This window comes from Haloarcula sp. CBA1122 (assembly GCF_009741785.1).
Taxonomy (GTDB): domain Archaea; phylum Halobacteriota; class Halobacteria; order Halobacteriales; family Haloarculaceae; genus Haloarcula; species Haloarcula hispanica.
The window spans coordinates 1-13912 of record NZ_WPCB01000007.1 but is presented as its reverse complement, the minus strand read 5'-3'; the positions used below and the strand labels follow the sequence as shown (position 1 = coordinate 13912).

The following is a 13912-nucleotide window of genomic DNA, read 5'->3' as shown; positions in this document are numbered from 1 at the left end:
GACACGGTTCCAGTAGCCGTTGTCGTCGGCTGTGTGACCGCGTAAATGGTGGCTGCTCCGTTTCTCCGTTGTCTCCCACTCGCAAGACCGGCCTCGATCAGATATCCTGCCCGGTCGGCCTGATCAGGAGTTCGTTCACGTCCACGCGGGCGGGCTGGCTCGTCGCGTACACGATGCCGCGAGCGATATCGTCGGGGTGGAGCATCGGAAGGTCCATCTCCGCGAACCGCTCAAGCACCTGCTCGTCCGGAACGTGTGTCGCGAGTTCCGTATCGACAGCACCCGGTTCGATAACCGTCGTCCGGATGCCCTGTGTCGTCACTTCCTGCCGGACTGCCTCGGTGAACGCGTTCACACCGAACTTTGTCGCGTTGTAGCCGCTCGAATCGGCCGAGGCCCGGCGTCCCGCGACGGAGGAGACGTTGACGATGTGGCCGCTCTCCTGCTCTTGCATGACCGGAAGCACTGCGTGGGTGAGGTTCATCAGTCCGAGCAGGTTCACCTCGACCATCTGCCGGAGGTTCGAGCGATCTGCCCGCTCCAGTGGTTCGAGGAGCATCACGCCGGCGTTGTTGACGAGGATGTCGATGCGACCGTACTCGTCGGTCGTCGCGTCGACCAGCGAGTCGATGTCGTCTTCGTCGGTCACGTCGGTCGGCACAACCAGCGCATCCCCGCCAGCCGACTCGATTCGGTCCGCCAGAGCCTCTAGCTCGTCAGCGCGGCGGGCCGCCAGCGCCACGCTCGCGCCCGCGTCGGCCAGCGCCTCCGCGGTTGCCTCACCGATTCCCGACGATGCGCCGGTTACAATCGCCACGTCGCCTGCAAGCCGCTGTGCGTCCTGATCGTCTGCTGCAGATTCGTCTGACATCGCTGTTTAGTCAGTGCGACAGCCACGAGCGTCCTTTGCTTACTGATAAGCCCATTTATATACTGGCTGCAACAGCGCAGTCGCACAGGCTGGCGGCTACTGTGCGAGCGCGTTCCGGAACTGGTCGGGGCCGACTGTCGAACTGATGAGTTGTTTTTCGGCTCGACGCAAGAGGTCAGAGGCCGCGGCGGCCGACACATCGAGCTTGTCGGCGAGTTCCGCCGTCGAACAGCGACGCGGCGAGTCGTAGTACCCCGAGGAGAGGGCGACGGACATCGCCCGATACTGCCTGTCCGTGAGTCCGAACTGGTCGCGTTCCCCGGGGTTCTCGGGGTCCGAAGCGATGTGCAGTAGTTCGAGCGGGATGTCGTTGACCGCACACCGGTCCCGTAGCGCACTGAACGCGTCGTAGTCGGAGAACACCTTCTGTTCCCGTATCCCGTCGCCGGTGACCGTCGCGTCCATCGCAACGCCCTCGAACTCCTCCGGGTCGTGTGACGCGATGAGATCCGGTGCGTTGTCGACGACCACCTTGTAGAACCAGCCATCGGCCGTCTGCCCGATATCCGCCGCGTCGGTGATCTGTGGCCGCGCGTCGAGTTCTCGCTCGAAGGCGTCGCGGGAGCCAGCGTCGACGCTAACTGTAAGCAGCAGTCGTCCGTCTTCGAGGCCGACGGCGTTCGAAATCGAGAGTTCGCCGCTCGGAATCGAGTCCGCCACACCGACCAGCGGAAGCGTCTCGTCCGCGAGGAGGATTTCAGCAACGATGGCCATAGCGTGCCATCGGAGTCGACGTATATAGTCGCCAGCATTGCGATTACAGGCGCACTGACAGCCCCGCTCCGGTTCGCAGCCGCTCAGTCAGAACTGGACGCTGTCTCACCACCCAGCAATCGCTGTAGCTGTTCGATTAACGAGCGGCTTGCGGGCTGCCCACGATACACCCGCACGGAATCGAAGCCCGCGTACCCGTGGTTCCCGGATTCGTCCCGCTCCCAGTACAGCCATGCTGTCTCCTCCCCACCATCGAAGCCCATTTCATCGACTGGGAATGTGAGAACGAGCGACGCCTGGCCGTCCGCAGCATCGTCGTCCGGTTCCCTGATCTCGCCATCCTCGACGGGACGCGCCCCCTCGCCGTCTTCCAGCGCGAGACGCGAGCCGAACCGATAGCGGACGGCCCGCTCCGTGGGGTCGAAGGTCTCGCTGTCCCCGTCGCTGTTGACGAACTCTGACTGCTCGACTGCGACGGTGATGGTGTCGTGTTCCGACAGGTCGATGAAGTTCTCCGCGTTCTCGGGCTGGACGTCGACCGTGATCTCGACCGGGAAGTGGGCCGCCGCGACGCCGCTCAGGCTCGGAACCGCGGCCGCGGTCACTGCTGTGCCAAGTGTTCCTTTGAGGAGCCGTCGTCGTGTGGTAGTTGCCGATTTTGTGCTATCGTTGCTCGTCGCTGACTCCTTTCCTTTCATCCACGTGAACTGATCCGCTGGCACAGTTATGATAATTCTGGTGCATATCTCGAAACACCGAGTTATGGGAGAGAGCGGACCCGAAAGCGGGATCATATCTCCTAATTAGTGGTTTTTTGATGTTATCAGACACCCCTATTGTGCTCGTATGCCTCTATGCTGACAGAGTGTTTTCATGGTCTGTACTCCAACTCACATTCTCCATATAGGGAGATTATATTTTAATTAAATTCCGCAAAACTAAGTCTACAACTTTAAGTACAATAGCTAGTTTAAAACTGCGTATGACCGCACAGGCTGGCACGGAGACCGCACCGGTGGTTCCCGCACCGACGCCACCGGACGCCGCCGACGCCTGGTACGCGCCGGACGTTCGTGAGCAAGACGAGGTGTATCCGGGCGTCGTCGTGACCGTCCGACGGGAACGCAGCGGGTTCCGGTACGATGTCCGTGATCCGGTACTTTCAGCGGCAGAGGCTGACGCACTGTCGACTGTCGAATCACACTTCGCAGGTGCGAACATCGAGCGACCGCGGACGCGTGAGGGGGCCGTCGAGCGGATGAACGGGGGGTTCGACGCGAAACACCGCCGGGTAATCGACCGACTGATCGACGCGTCGCCAGCGAGCCGCCGTCGAATCGAGTACCATGCGCTCTCGTCGCTGGCGTGTTTCGACGACCTGACCCCATACGCGCTGGATTCCCGCATCGACGTTGCTGACGTGACCGACGACGGCGTCGTCGTCCACACTGACGATTACGCTCCGGCGGAGACTGACCTTGGCCCGGACCCGGCGTATCTTAACCGGTTCGCGAGCGAGCGTGTCGAGCGCCACACCGTCCGTTTTCAGGGCTTCGAGATTCCGGTCGTCGTCTACCGCGAGCATCTCCTCGGTGCCGACCCGTTCACGACGAAGTACGCGGTTCGAGAGCCGGACCTGCTCCCCGGCGACGAGCAACTCATCGAGGTGTGCAAGGAGCGCGTCTGGGAAACCGGCGTCGACGGCGTCGTTCAGGACCGTGTCGAGTTCGTGCGGGAGCGTGCCCGCTCGCTCCTGGCCCGGCAGCTAACCGTCCGCAACACGACCGAGTGGGTCGACGCCGCCCGCTACCGGCTGCGGTCGGCGCTGGCCGAACTCGACCTGGCCGTGCCGCCGGTCGACCATCGGTTCGCCGACGACCGCCTCGACGACCTGCTGTACTACGTGCTTCGAGACCTCGTCGGCTACGGAAAGCTCACCGTTCCCATCCGGGACCACACGCTGGAAGACATCGAGGCGAACCGCGTCGACGAGCGCGTGAAGGTCCTCCCACGCGCCGATCTCGGCCACGACGGCCGGGTGCCGACCAACCTCGCCTTCGACTCCGAGGCGGCCTTCGTCAACGTCGTCACGCAACTGGCTGCCGACGACGGCGTCGAACTCAACGCCTCGAACCCGAGCGCGAAGGTCAACATCGACCCGGACGGGGACAGCCTCCACGACGCCGACGACACCATCCGCTGTGCAGTTGCCTTGCCGACTATTAGCGAAGGCGGTCCACACATCTCCATCCGGAAACAGTCGGGCGACGCGATGACGCCGGTCGATCTGGTCCAGCGGGACTCACTGCCGACGGAACTCGTCGCGCTGCTGTGGCTCCTGTACGAGTCTCACGGGGTCGTCCTCTTTTCGGGACCCACGGGAGCCGGCAAAACGACCCTTATGAACGCGCATATGCCGTTTATCCCGTATCGGGACCGTCCCATCAGTATCGACGAAGGGTCGCGTGAGGTTCGGATTCCCCACGAGACCGGCGTCTCGCTCACCACGAGAGACCACGAGCGGGACCACCGCCGCGTGACGATGGCCGACCTGATGACACAGTGCAATTACCTGAACCCCGATGTCGAGGTCATCGCGGAGATCAACACGGCCGCGTCGTTCGAAACCTTCGCTGAGACGTTGAATACGGGTCACGGTGTCCTCGGGACGACCCACGCCGACGATATCGAGTCGCTGGTCAATCGCGTCATCGAGAAGGGCTTGCCGACCTATCTGCTCAACGAGATCGACCTCGTCGTGTTCCCCCGCCACGTCGGCGGAGAGCGCTACGTCGGCGAAGTGGTCGAGTTCGTCGACGACCCATCGATGGTCGAGACCGGGACCGACCGGAGCGGCACGATACACAAGGACGGGACGACCATCCACTGGAACAGCGTCTGCTGGCGGCGACCGGACGGAAGCTTCGAACTCGCCTACGACCACCCGCAGTTCGGCGACGAGCAGCGGCAGGTCGACACCGGCATTCTCGACCGGCTTTCGGACCTCCGGGACGAACCGGTGTCGGCCGTCGAGGACGCGTTCCACCGCCGCCATCGCTACGTGCAGTATCTCGCCCAGGAGGAGGTGACCGACTTCGACGACCTGTTCGGCGTGCTGGCCGACTTAGAGACGAACGAGGCAGCGACCGTCGAGCGACTGCGGCGACAGGCCGGGACGCCCGACGACCCGCAACTGGAGGTCAGTACGGGTGACGACTGAGGGCGGCGGGACACTTGGCTTGCTCGACCGGGGTCTGTACGCTCTGTTCGCCCACCACGCCGAGGACGACCGGCACGCGAGCACCCGCGACCGCTACCGGGCCGCCTATCCAAGCGCCGGCTTCGGCGTCTACGTCGCCAGAGTGTACGGGCTGTCGTGGCTGGCACTCGTTGTGGGCGTTGTCGGAACCGCCACGGCAGCGATGCTCGTGCCGCCGGGGACCTTCGACTCGTTCGTCGCGGTGCTCCAGCAGAGCCTCCCGGTCATCAATCGGCTGGCGCTGCCGGAAGTCCCTCGACTTCTCGTGGCCACCGGCATCGGAACCGTCGCTGGACTCACGCTCAAGCGGGGCGTGTTCGTCGCCGGGAACCGGTATCTCTCGTGGGTGGCCAGCGCGCGGCGCGCGGACATCGCGGCCACGCTCCCTGGCGCAGTCCGATACCTCAGAGTGCTCGCCTCCGGAACCCACGACCGCCGCGAGATGCTCCGCGCCGTTGCCGAACAGGACGCATACGGCGAGACGGCGGTCGCCTTCCGGCGCGCACTCAATCAGGGCATTCTCACCGGCAGTCTCGACACCGGTATCGAACGAGTCGCTAGCGAAACCCCTTCACGGGACCTGCTTGCACCGTTTCTGCTGAAGTTCCGTGAACACGCGAACCAGAGCGCCGAGGCGCTTGAGGGGTACCTGGAGATGGAGGGCCGCTTGCTCTCCCACGAGCAGAGCCGGCAGCACGAGCGGGCGACCGGCTATCTCGAACTGCTTGCGGAGCTATTCGTCGTGTTGCTGGTGTTGCCGGCGCTCGTGGTGCTCATCGTCACCGTGATGGGTATTCTCGCGCCCGGCCTCTCTGAGCCCGTTGCGACGCCGCTGGGCGAGACGACTGTCCGTGCCATCGTCGTCTACGGGAGCGCGGCGTTCGTGATGGCTTCTGGGCTGCTGGCAGCCTTTGTCGTCGCTACGCTCCGACCACGGAACACGGCTGCCCCGAGTTACAGCCTCCCGGACGGTCCCGTGGCAATACTCACCTCGATCCCCTCGAACCCTGCGAGTGCACTCCTCGCCTGCGTCCCGCTGGGTGCCGGCGTCGCTGCTGGCCTCTGGTCGCTGGGCTACCGTCCGGTCAACGTCGCGCTTCTCTCGTATGCTACCATTGGCGTCCCCGTCGGCGTGGTGACGGTCCGCCGGGCCAGAGCGGACGACGCGAAAGACAGGGAGATTCAGGACTTCGTTCACGCCGTCGCCGGCCACGTCGCGCTGGGCCGCCCGTTTCCAGAGGCGGTCCGACGCGTCGCCGACGACGTGGAACTCGGTGCGCTCGCCAGCGATGTCCAGTCGCTCGCGTTCACACTGTCGCTGGGCGATAGCCCCGGCGACGCCGCGGCTGACCGCCGGGCCGCGGCGCTGGACCAGTTCGTCGACCGCGTCGGCACGCCGATGGCCGAACAGACCATCGGGCTGGTCGTCGGCGCACTGGATACGGGGAGTGACGCGGAGGACGTGTTCGAAACGCTCCAGACCGAAATCGGCCAGCTCTATCACCTCCGGAAATCCATCCGCTCAGCGCTGCTCGTCTACGTTGCGGTCGGCTGGACGACGGCGCTGCTCGTCATCGGGATCACCGTCGCCGTCAACGTCTACGTCCTCGATAGCTTCGCGCAACTGTCGTCGGTCTCGGGCGGCGCGAACATTGCCTTCGACCCGACCGCAATCAAACCCGTCCGGGAGCAACACCGGTTCTACGTCGTCACGCAGGCGACGATGCTGGCCTGTGGCTGGTTCGCCGGCACGGCGAGTCGCGGCGTCTACGAAGCGCTGTTACACTCCTCGGGGCTGGTACTCGTCGCCTACGTCGTTTTCGCGGGGGCTGGTCTGATTTGATTCCCGACACCGACGCTCAGTCACACGTCGTCGGCGTGGTGTTGCTGCTGGGACTGACCGTCGTCGCGCTCGGTGGACTGACGGCTGTCGTCGGGACCGTCGTCGACGGCCACACTGCGACTGCCGATGAGACCCGCGTCGCCAACACGTTCGAGACGACGTTCCGGCCGGTCGAGCAGACGGGCCACCAGACTGCTCGCGTCCGGTTTACTGCGGGGCGGCTGACCACTGCGGAGCGGGAACTCCGAGTCCTCAACGATTCGGGAGTTCAGCGGACGGTTCCCATCGACGCGATAGTGTACGACTCCGGCGACAGCCGCGTTCGGTTTCTCGGGGGCAGTGTCGTCCGCGGGACAGCGGGCAACGCCTGGCTCGAATCGGACCCGCCGGTGACGGCGACGCGGGACGACACGGCGGTCATCGTCGGTGCACCGCTCGTCAACGCCAGCGGCGGCACGGTGTCCGGAACGGGCGGCGTCTCCGCACATATCCGCCAGAACGTCAGCCACGAACGCGAACGGCTCCCGGCCGACAACTATAGCGTGGCTATCGAGACGGAGACGCCCCGTCCGTTTACCGAGTCCTTCCAGCGTGTCGGCGCAACCACGCGAGTCAGGGATATCGACGGCGACGGCGTTCAGAGCGTCGTGGCGACGTTCCCGGGCCGCCGGACGCTGTATCTGGTCCGCCACGATATGCGGACGGAGGTGGGGCATGGATAACCGTGCGCTCAGCACCGTCGTCGAGAAACTGCTGAGCATGGGACTGGTGCTGCTGTACATCGGACTAGTGACGACTACGCTGTACGGCGGCACTGTCCCAGCGTACCAATCCGCCGTTGGGGCGGAACTCGGCGACCGAACGCTCGCCGAAGCCACGGCCCGCGTCGAGCAGGCTATCCCGCCGGATGCTCGGGCCGTCTCGGCCACTGTTCGGGTTTCGCTGCCGGAGACCATCGACGGCGCAGGATACAGCATCCGGACTGACGGGGATGCTCTCGTCCTCGACCATCCCGACCCCGAAATCGGCGGCCGAACACAGCCATTGTTGCCCGACAGAGTCGATACCTTCGAAGGCGAGTGGCAGAGCGGCAGTCCGACCGTCGTCGCTGTCTCCGGAACACGGGGGAGCGTGACGGTGACACTGGAGGCGGAGCGATGACCCTGTCGAACCGTCGCTGTGACCATTCTACTCGCGCACAGACGTCGCTACCAGCGCTGGGCATCGCGCTTGTATTGCTGACCGTCGTCACCGGACTGGGTGTCGCCATGGCCGACACCGCGATTGCCGGCGCAGACAGGGCCCCCGACGAGCGTCGGGTCGCCGCCGCTATCGCTGACCGACTCGTCGCGGCGGGCGGTCCACTGGCCGCCCGGAGCAACGTCCTCAACAAATCTCGGGTGGACGACTTCGACCAGTCGGCGCTGGAGGGGAGCGCACCGCCGGCCGGTGAGTACGCGGTCAGCGTCGCGGTGGCTGACGAGGAGATCGCACGCAGCGGTACGGTTCACGGCGGCACGCGAATCAGCCGTCTCGTCGTAGTCAAGTCTCAGGAGCAACGCACCCTCACGCCTGATCTGGCAACGACCGACGCGGTGACGCTCCCTCGCCGGAGCGCGCAGGCCACAGTAACTATCGACCCGCCGGCCGCCACGACCGTCTGGACGGTCCGCGCTAACGACCGGGTCGTCCTGCATAACCGAAGCGGGCTGGACGGCAGCTACGAGGTCCCACTGGTCCCTTACGAGACGACGGAACTGCGCTTCCAGCGGGCCGGGCAACTCGAACCTGGGAACGTGACCGTCAGCTACGATGCCCCGCGGTCGACGAAGGAAACCCTGGTGGTGACCGTCGATGCGTAGAGCCCAGCTGCCGCTGTCGCTCGTGGAAGTTGCCTTCGGGACAGTACTGATTCTCGGCGTCGCGCTCGGGTTTGCCCTGGGGACGCCAGCGCCGGACCGACAGGGGCCACAGCTCGACGCCTACGCTTCCGATACGGCGGCGCTGCTGGCTAACGACCCGCCGCGACACAGCGGAGCGACGCGACTGCAGGAGATCGTGTCGAGTCCGACGGCGTTCGACCGCGAACGGGACGCGCTTTCGAACCGGGTCGCCCGTATCCTGCCCGACAACGTCCTCTTCCGGGTCGAAACACCGCACGGAGCGGTCGGAACACCGACGCCACAGGGCGTCAGCACTGGGACCGCAACTGTGCCGACGGGACACGGGAGTGTCCAAATCATCGTGTGGTACACATGACCCGGCGCGGACAGCTAGTCCTCGTTGCGGCCACGGTCATCGCTGTAGCGCTGGTCCCAATCGTGCTCGCCTCACTCCAACTGGGCTATCACGACGACGTTCGGGCGACGGCAGACTACGACGACGACCCGTCTGCTGACGCGCTTCGGGTGCTTGAGCGAGCCGTCGCGACGGAGAGCACGTCCATCCCGAGCCAGTACGCCTGGGCCGCGAACGATTCGGCAGTGACGGCCGTTCGGACGGGGTTGCAGCCTCGGCTCGACCGACTCCAGACCTCCCGAATCGAAGACGGTGTTCACTACAATATAACCTACAACGGCACTGCAACGCGGCAGTGGAAAGACGCGAACTGTCCGTCCGGGCCGGACCGCCAGTTCGGGGACTGCGTCGCCGACCGCGGCGTCGTCGCTCAGGACCGGGTCGGCCGCACGCACGTCCTCGCCGTCGGCTTCGACGTGACGACGACGACCGAACGCGGCGAAACCACCGTCACCGTGGTTCTGGAGACCAGCGGTCGGTCCTCGTGGTGAGAGTCCGGAACAAAAGCTGCACCCCTCGCCGCAAATCAGGAGACGGTCCGTAGCGTTCGTTACTCCGTCGCACCCGGCGTCTCGGTCCGAACCTGCGACCGGATCTGTTCGAACGTCGCTTGCGAGAGGATCCCGGTGACACTTTCGATTGAAAGGGTACCAATGAGGCCGGCTGGTGGGCCAGTGACCAACAGCGCACTCGCTTCGGGAACAGAATCGTCGACAGTGAGACCGAAGTCTGCTGTCGCACGCTCCTCGAAAGAACTGATTGCGTCTTCGCCAAGGTTCTCCTGTGCGGTACGGTATTCCGCCTGTGCCTCGCTTTGTGTGAGATTCCCTGCCTGGAGTTCAGATTGGATCTCCTGCTGTCGTTCCCGCAACTGTGTCTGGTCCGGTTCAACCACGACCGTCACGGTCGCGGAGTCCGCGTCCGCGCTCTGGCTCTGTGGCCCTGTACCCGTGTTCGTTCCGTCGCTGTCGCCTCCCTGAAGGGCGTTACAGCCGGCGAGCGACACTGTCGCGCTCGCTCCGGCGAGTTCCATGAATCGTCGGCGTGTGGACTCGAATTCCATTATCGACTAGCGCGGGTCTCGCGGTGTAACCCTTCTGGTAGCCGACCGCGGCTCACTCCACTGGGCTGCCCTCTCGAACACTGTGGCTTCGAGAGACGAAAGACAGTGGTGCCTGTGGTCCAATGACGAATCAATAGCGCGTATGCCGGGACTGGAGTCGGACGAGACGCTGGACGCGCCACGACAGGACGCGATTCCGACGCTTGAGAGCGATGTATCCGGCACAGTCGTCTGGCATCGCGAACACCTTCGGATTCGCGATCAGGCCGCGGTAGCGAGGGCTGCGTCGTCCGAGTATATGCTCCCGCTGTTCGTGTTCGACCCGGCGTTCTACGGCGCGGACGGCCTCGCCTGTGACAGCCGTATCCGCTTCCTGCACGACTGTCTGGCCGACCTCGCAGACCAGTACCACACTGTGACCGGCCGCGGGCTCACCTACGCCCACGGGGACCCGGTGGACGTGCTGGGGCGGTTCCGCGAGGCCGGCTGGGACATCGTGACGATGGCCGTTCCCACCGGACGCTACGGCCGGGAGCGGGACCGCCGCGTTCGGGAACAGTGTGGCGTCACATTCGTCGACGGCGACGGGCTGGTTCGGGACCGAGCGGAGACCCGCAACGGGTGGCAGGACGACGTGTCGGCGTGGTTCTCCGCCGACCAGTACGACTGGGACCCGAGTACGGTCACCTCTCGGAGCTTCGATAGCGGCATCGACATCAGCACGATTGAGGAACACTACGACCTCACGCCGTCGAAATCTGCGGTGCCGCGCGGCGGAACCGGGCCAGCACGCAAACGGCTGTCTGCGTTCGCCGAGCGGATCGACGACTACCCGGGGAACATCTCCGCGCCGACGGACGCGCGGGACGGGACCAGCGGGCTCTCGCCGTACCTCGCCTTCGGCTGTCTCTCCGTGCGGCAGGTCATCCAGTACATCGAGGCCCACGCGCCCGACGGCCGCGGGAAAGAGATGTTCGTCTCGCGGCTGTTCTGGAACAAACACTACGAACAGAAACTCGAAGACTGGCCCGGCTGGCTCGATACGGCGGTGAACCCGGTGTTCGAGGGGTTCAACACGGCACAGTATGACCCCGATCTGGTGGCCGCTTGGAAGCACGGACGGACCGGGTTCCCGATGGTCGACGCGTCGATGCGGTGTCTCAAGGAGACGGGCTGGCTCAACTTCCGGATGCGGGCGATGTGTGCCTCGGTCTACTACCACTTGCTCCAGCAGCCCTGGCGGATCGGCGCGGACTGGTTCTACCACCATCTCATCGACGCCTCGGCGGCGATCAACTACACACAGTGGCAATCACAATGTGGACTGATCGGCAAACCGACGCTCCGGCTGTACAATCCTCGAAAGCAGGTCCGTGACCAGGACCCGGACGGCGAGTTCATTCGTCGGTGGGTGCCCGAACTCGATTCGCTCCCCGACGAGTACCTCGACCGGCCCGAGGGGACGCCGGTCCACGTACAGGCGTCCTGTGGCGTCAGCATTGGCGAAGACTACCCGCACCCGGTCGTCGACTACGACGCGGCTAGACAGGCGTTCCGCAGGCGTTACGAGGAGGTCCGCGCTGACGCGGCCGACGCCCTGCAGGACTCGGCTATTGCGCGCCGTGCCTCCTTCTCCGGCGGCCGCGAAGCCGCTGCACGCATCGCCGCGGAACACGGGACGGATGCGTCGAACGGCGCGGAAGACGGCGGGACCCAAAGCACCCTCGGCTCGTTCGGCGACGAGTAGCTCCACAATTCGTTCAGTGTTGCCAAACGCCAAAGAGGCTAAGACGGTTGCCCACGCAGACGTATCCAATGGCGGAGGGTCCGGACGACACCGTTTTCGAGGACTGCCAGTTCCTTACTGGGTCACCACAGCGGTTCGCAGTACTGGCCCAGCTCCGGGAGCGTCCGGCACGGCCCACCGATCTGTGCGATGCGGTGGACGCGACTCGGACCACGATCCAGCGGATACTCGCGGGCTTCTCCGAGCGGCAGTGGGTCGTCAAACGGGACGGCGAGTACCGGCTCACGGTGACTGGACAGCGGGTGTTGGACCAGTACACGGCACTCATGAGCGAGATCGAACGGGCTCGGGCGGTCGGTCCGCTGGCAGCCCACCTCGGTTCCATCGCGGCGGATCTCCCGGCGGAGCTGTTAGACCCCGATTGTCTCACGACGAGTTCCGAACAGAACCCGCTGGCCGCGATTGATCGGTTCACGGACTGGCTGCACGAGGTCGACGGCGACGTTCGGGCCATCTCGCCGATCGTTACATCGGTGTTCAACGACGTCGCGGTGGACCTGCTCGAAACGGGGACGCGTATCGAGTTCATCATCGATCACAGCGTCCTCGAACGGTCAGCGTCGGACTTCGCAGACGCGCTGGAACGAGGCGTCGAACACGAGAACATCGACACGTACGTCCACGATACTCCGCTTGATATCGGCCTCGCACTGGACCGCTCGCGGGTCTGTCTGGCGGCCTACGACGATCGGAACAACGTCCGGGCAATAGCCGAATCCGACGCCACAGCGGTGTATAGCTGGGCTGAGACGGTGTTCGACCGATACAGAGCGCGGTCACAGCCGCTTGAATCGGTCCTGTCGGTGCAAGAAAACAAGCAATAATCCAGTCGCTCACGGATGGAATCCGGTGTGGAAGGGCCGAAGGGAGCACTGGTCGGCGCGCCAGCACTCACTGGAGGGCGGGATGGCGTATCCCCGGAGCATGGTATAGCCGGTGGGGGCCTATACTTATTCGCTGTAACTGTTTCGGGACACAACACATGTTACAGGGGCTGTAACAGCTTAGAACGTTCATGCTATTCTGATCCGACGTCCGGGTTCGTTTTGCGACAACAACGGGCTGTGTTTCTATACTTTCACCCAGAATGAAATAATAGCCGACAGTATAAGTATGTGGCAATCGTTGACAGAAGTATGTCTCCGCCTGGACGGGAGATTCAGTACACTGAATCGGACGTTATCGAGGTGTTCAGACACCGAAACGATTACGCGGAGCCACTCACGGCGTCGGAGGTGGCGGACAGACTCGGCTGTTCGCGACGGACTGCGCTGAACAAACTCCACGACCTCGAATCGGAGACAGATATCACGAGCAAGAAAGTCGGGGGCCGGTCGCGGGTGTGGTGGATCCCCGTGCGAGCGGATTGATGCGGATTGTTGTCGACTATTTCCCGATAGTACCGACTTCGGAGTCGACACAGATCGGTACATCGCTACAACTATGCGACGGTGCCGTCAGGCGGTTTACTCTTGGAGTGGGATTGGGGCCGTGTCACGACGGACACACTGAAGACCTGTAGCAAAGCAGACTGATCTCATGGCTGGCTGTATAGAACCCCACGCAAGCGGGACCATTCAGAACTCCCACTGCTGAGCACGTTCGCGGGCCTCCGAGCGCGCCTGCTGTTTGATGGCCTCGATTTTCTCGGCATCGTCGAGGAACGCTTCGACGGCACTCTGTTCGGTGGTTCCGTCCTCGGCTGCTGCCGCGTCGCCGTCGCCCATCGCTGGCAGCCGCTCGTCGGGAGCCGCCCGTCGCGTACTGTCGGCCAGCGCCGGGTCGCCGCCCAGCCGTTCGGCGGGCATCCCGGGTGGGACTCGGAGGTTGGCTGCTTCGTGTGCCGATTCGAGGTCAGCGGCGTCAAGCGTGTACAACGAGACGTGGTACGGCCCGGGAATGGCGAGGTCCGCGAGCGCCGGCGGACCGCCGCGGTCCGTGCCGGTGTGGTAGGCCAGCACCGGCACGCCGTCGGTGAACGTGATGACGCCCCGGCC

The 13912-nt window shown here is 64.5% G+C and carries 15 protein-coding genes; 10 read left to right on the top strand and 5 right to left on the bottom strand.

The features are described from left to right. Positions 1-97 precede the first annotated feature (97 nt). The 3 genes from GJ630_RS04340 to GJ630_RS04330 all read right to left on the bottom strand — a co-directional run bounded on the left by GJ630_RS04340 (position 98) and on the right by GJ630_RS04330 (position 2250). Positions 98-871, bottom strand: a complete 774-nt coding sequence (locus GJ630_RS04340; RefSeq protein ID WP_014041153.1) for an SDR family oxidoreductase — start codon at positions 869-871, stop codon at positions 98-100. A gap of 96 nt (positions 872-967) precedes the next feature. Next, on the bottom strand, positions 968-1645 hold the full coding sequence (locus GJ630_RS04335; RefSeq protein ID WP_014041152.1) for a helix-turn-helix domain-containing protein: 678 nt from the start codon (positions 1643-1645) through the stop codon (positions 968-970). A gap of 83 nt (positions 1646-1728) precedes the next feature. Then, positions 1729-2250, bottom strand: a complete 522-nt coding sequence (locus tag GJ630_RS04330) for a hypothetical protein (RefSeq protein ID WP_014041151.1) — start codon at positions 2248-2250, stop codon at positions 1729-1731. 377 nt (positions 2251-2627) lie between these two features. On the opposite strand from GJ630_RS04330, the gene GJ630_RS04325 reads away from it, so the two are divergent. The 7 genes from GJ630_RS04325 to GJ630_RS04295 are packed head-to-tail and all read left to right on the top strand — an operon-like array spanning position 2628 to position 9536. Next, complete coding sequence (locus GJ630_RS04325; protein WP_191449440.1) at positions 2628-4865, top strand: type II/IV secretion system ATPase subunit; 2238 nt, start codon at positions 2628-2630, stop codon at positions 4863-4865. Next, positions 4855-6747, top strand: coding sequence for a type II secretion system F family protein (locus GJ630_RS04320; protein WP_371726949.1), 1893 nt, complete (start codon positions 4855-4857; stop codon positions 6745-6747). The genes GJ630_RS04325 and GJ630_RS04320 overlap by 11 nt, the downstream gene beginning before the upstream one ends. Beyond that, on the top strand, positions 6744-7469 hold the full coding sequence (locus GJ630_RS04315; protein ID WP_014041147.1) for a hypothetical protein: 726 nt from the start codon (positions 6744-6746) through the stop codon (positions 7467-7469). Before GJ630_RS04320 ends, GJ630_RS04315 begins: the two co-directional genes overlap by 4 nt. Continuing rightward, positions 7462-7908, top strand: a complete 447-nt coding sequence (locus GJ630_RS04310; protein WP_014041146.1) for a hypothetical protein — start codon at positions 7462-7464, stop codon at positions 7906-7908. Before GJ630_RS04315 ends, GJ630_RS04310 begins: the two co-directional genes overlap by 8 nt. After that, positions 7905-8609 carry a hypothetical protein gene (locus GJ630_RS04305; protein ID WP_191449439.1) on the top strand — a complete coding sequence of 235 codons (705 nt, stop codon included), beginning with the start codon at positions 7905-7907 and terminating at the stop codon, positions 8607-8609. The genes GJ630_RS04310 and GJ630_RS04305 overlap by 4 nt, the downstream gene beginning before the upstream one ends. Beyond that, the gene (locus tag GJ630_RS04300) at positions 8602-9006 is read left to right on the top strand and encodes a hypothetical protein (protein ID WP_191449438.1); all 405 of its coding nucleotides are present in this window, start codon (positions 8602-8604) and stop codon (positions 9004-9006) included. The genes GJ630_RS04305 and GJ630_RS04300 overlap by 8 nt, the downstream gene beginning before the upstream one ends. Next, positions 9003-9536 (top strand): hypothetical protein, encoded by a 534-nt coding sequence (locus GJ630_RS04295; protein WP_044952001.1) that lies wholly within the window; start codon positions 9003-9005, stop codon positions 9534-9536. The genes GJ630_RS04300 and GJ630_RS04295 overlap by 4 nt, the downstream gene beginning before the upstream one ends. A gap of 59 nt (positions 9537-9595) precedes the next feature. On the opposite strand, the gene GJ630_RS04290 is transcribed toward GJ630_RS04295, so the two are convergent. Then, positions 9596-10108 (bottom strand): hypothetical protein, encoded by a 513-nt coding sequence (locus GJ630_RS04290; protein ID WP_050036985.1) that lies wholly within the window; start codon positions 10106-10108, stop codon positions 9596-9598. A gap of 142 nt (positions 10109-10250) precedes the next feature. Here GJ630_RS04290 and GJ630_RS04285 point away from each other — a divergent pair, with 142 nt between their 5' ends. From GJ630_RS04285 to GJ630_RS04275, 3 genes are all read left to right on the top strand, one after another. Then, positions 10251-11855, top strand: coding sequence for an FAD-binding domain-containing protein (locus GJ630_RS04285; protein ID WP_050036984.1), 1605 nt, complete (start codon positions 10251-10253; stop codon positions 11853-11855). Positions 11856-11923: 68 nt separating this feature from the next. Then, positions 11924-12739, top strand: coding sequence for a winged helix-turn-helix domain-containing protein (locus GJ630_RS04280; RefSeq protein WP_050036983.1), 816 nt, complete (start codon positions 11924-11926; stop codon positions 12737-12739). Positions 12740-13051: 312 nt separating this feature from the next. Next, on the top strand, positions 13052-13285 hold the full coding sequence (locus tag GJ630_RS04275) for an HTH domain-containing protein (RefSeq protein ID WP_008308192.1): 234 nt from the start codon (positions 13052-13054) through the stop codon (positions 13283-13285). A gap of 207 nt (positions 13286-13492) precedes the next feature. On the opposite strand, the gene GJ630_RS04270 is transcribed toward GJ630_RS04275, so the two are convergent. Continuing rightward, on the bottom strand, positions 13493-13912 hold a 420-nt coding region (locus tag GJ630_RS04270; protein WP_191449437.1), incomplete at its 5' end, for a hypothetical protein.

What these genes read in the sequence shown, in the direction of transcription:
- GJ630_RS04280 (WP_050036983.1), top strand. Translation starts at nt 11,924, where the DNA reads ATGGCGGAGGGTCCGGACGACACCGTTTTCGAGGACTGCCAGTTCCTT.
- GJ630_RS04335 (WP_014041152.1), bottom strand. Translation starts at nt 1,645, where the DNA reads ATGGCCATCGTTGCTGAAATCCTCCTCGCGGACGAGACGCTTCCGCTG.
- GJ630_RS04325 (WP_191449440.1), top strand. Translation starts at nt 2,628, where the DNA reads ATGACCGCACAGGCTGGCACGGAGACCGCACCGGTGGTTCCCGCACCG.
- GJ630_RS04290 (WP_050036985.1), bottom strand. Translation starts at nt 10,108, where the DNA reads ATGGAATTCGAGTCCACACGCCGACGATTCATGGAACTCGCCGGAGCG.
- GJ630_RS04285 (WP_050036984.1), top strand. Translation starts at nt 10,251, where the DNA reads ATGCCGGGACTGGAGTCGGACGAGACGCTGGACGCGCCACGACAGGAC.
- GJ630_RS04310 (WP_014041146.1), top strand. Translation starts at nt 7,462, where the DNA reads ATGGATAACCGTGCGCTCAGCACCGTCGTCGAGAAACTGCTGAGCATG.
- GJ630_RS04275 (WP_008308192.1), top strand. Translation starts at nt 13,052, where the DNA reads ATGTCTCCGCCTGGACGGGAGATTCAGTACACTGAATCGGACGTTATC.
- GJ630_RS04305 (WP_191449439.1), top strand. Translation starts at nt 7,905, where the DNA reads ATGACCCTGTCGAACCGTCGCTGTGACCATTCTACTCGCGCACAGACG.
- GJ630_RS04300 (WP_191449438.1), top strand. Translation starts at nt 8,602, where the DNA reads ATGCGTAGAGCCCAGCTGCCGCTGTCGCTCGTGGAAGTTGCCTTCGGG.
- GJ630_RS04295 (WP_044952001.1), top strand. Translation starts at nt 9,003, where the DNA reads ATGACCCGGCGCGGACAGCTAGTCCTCGTTGCGGCCACGGTCATCGCT.
- GJ630_RS04340 (WP_014041153.1), bottom strand. Translation starts at nt 871, where the DNA reads ATGTCAGACGAATCTGCAGCAGACGATCAGGACGCACAGCGGCTTGCA.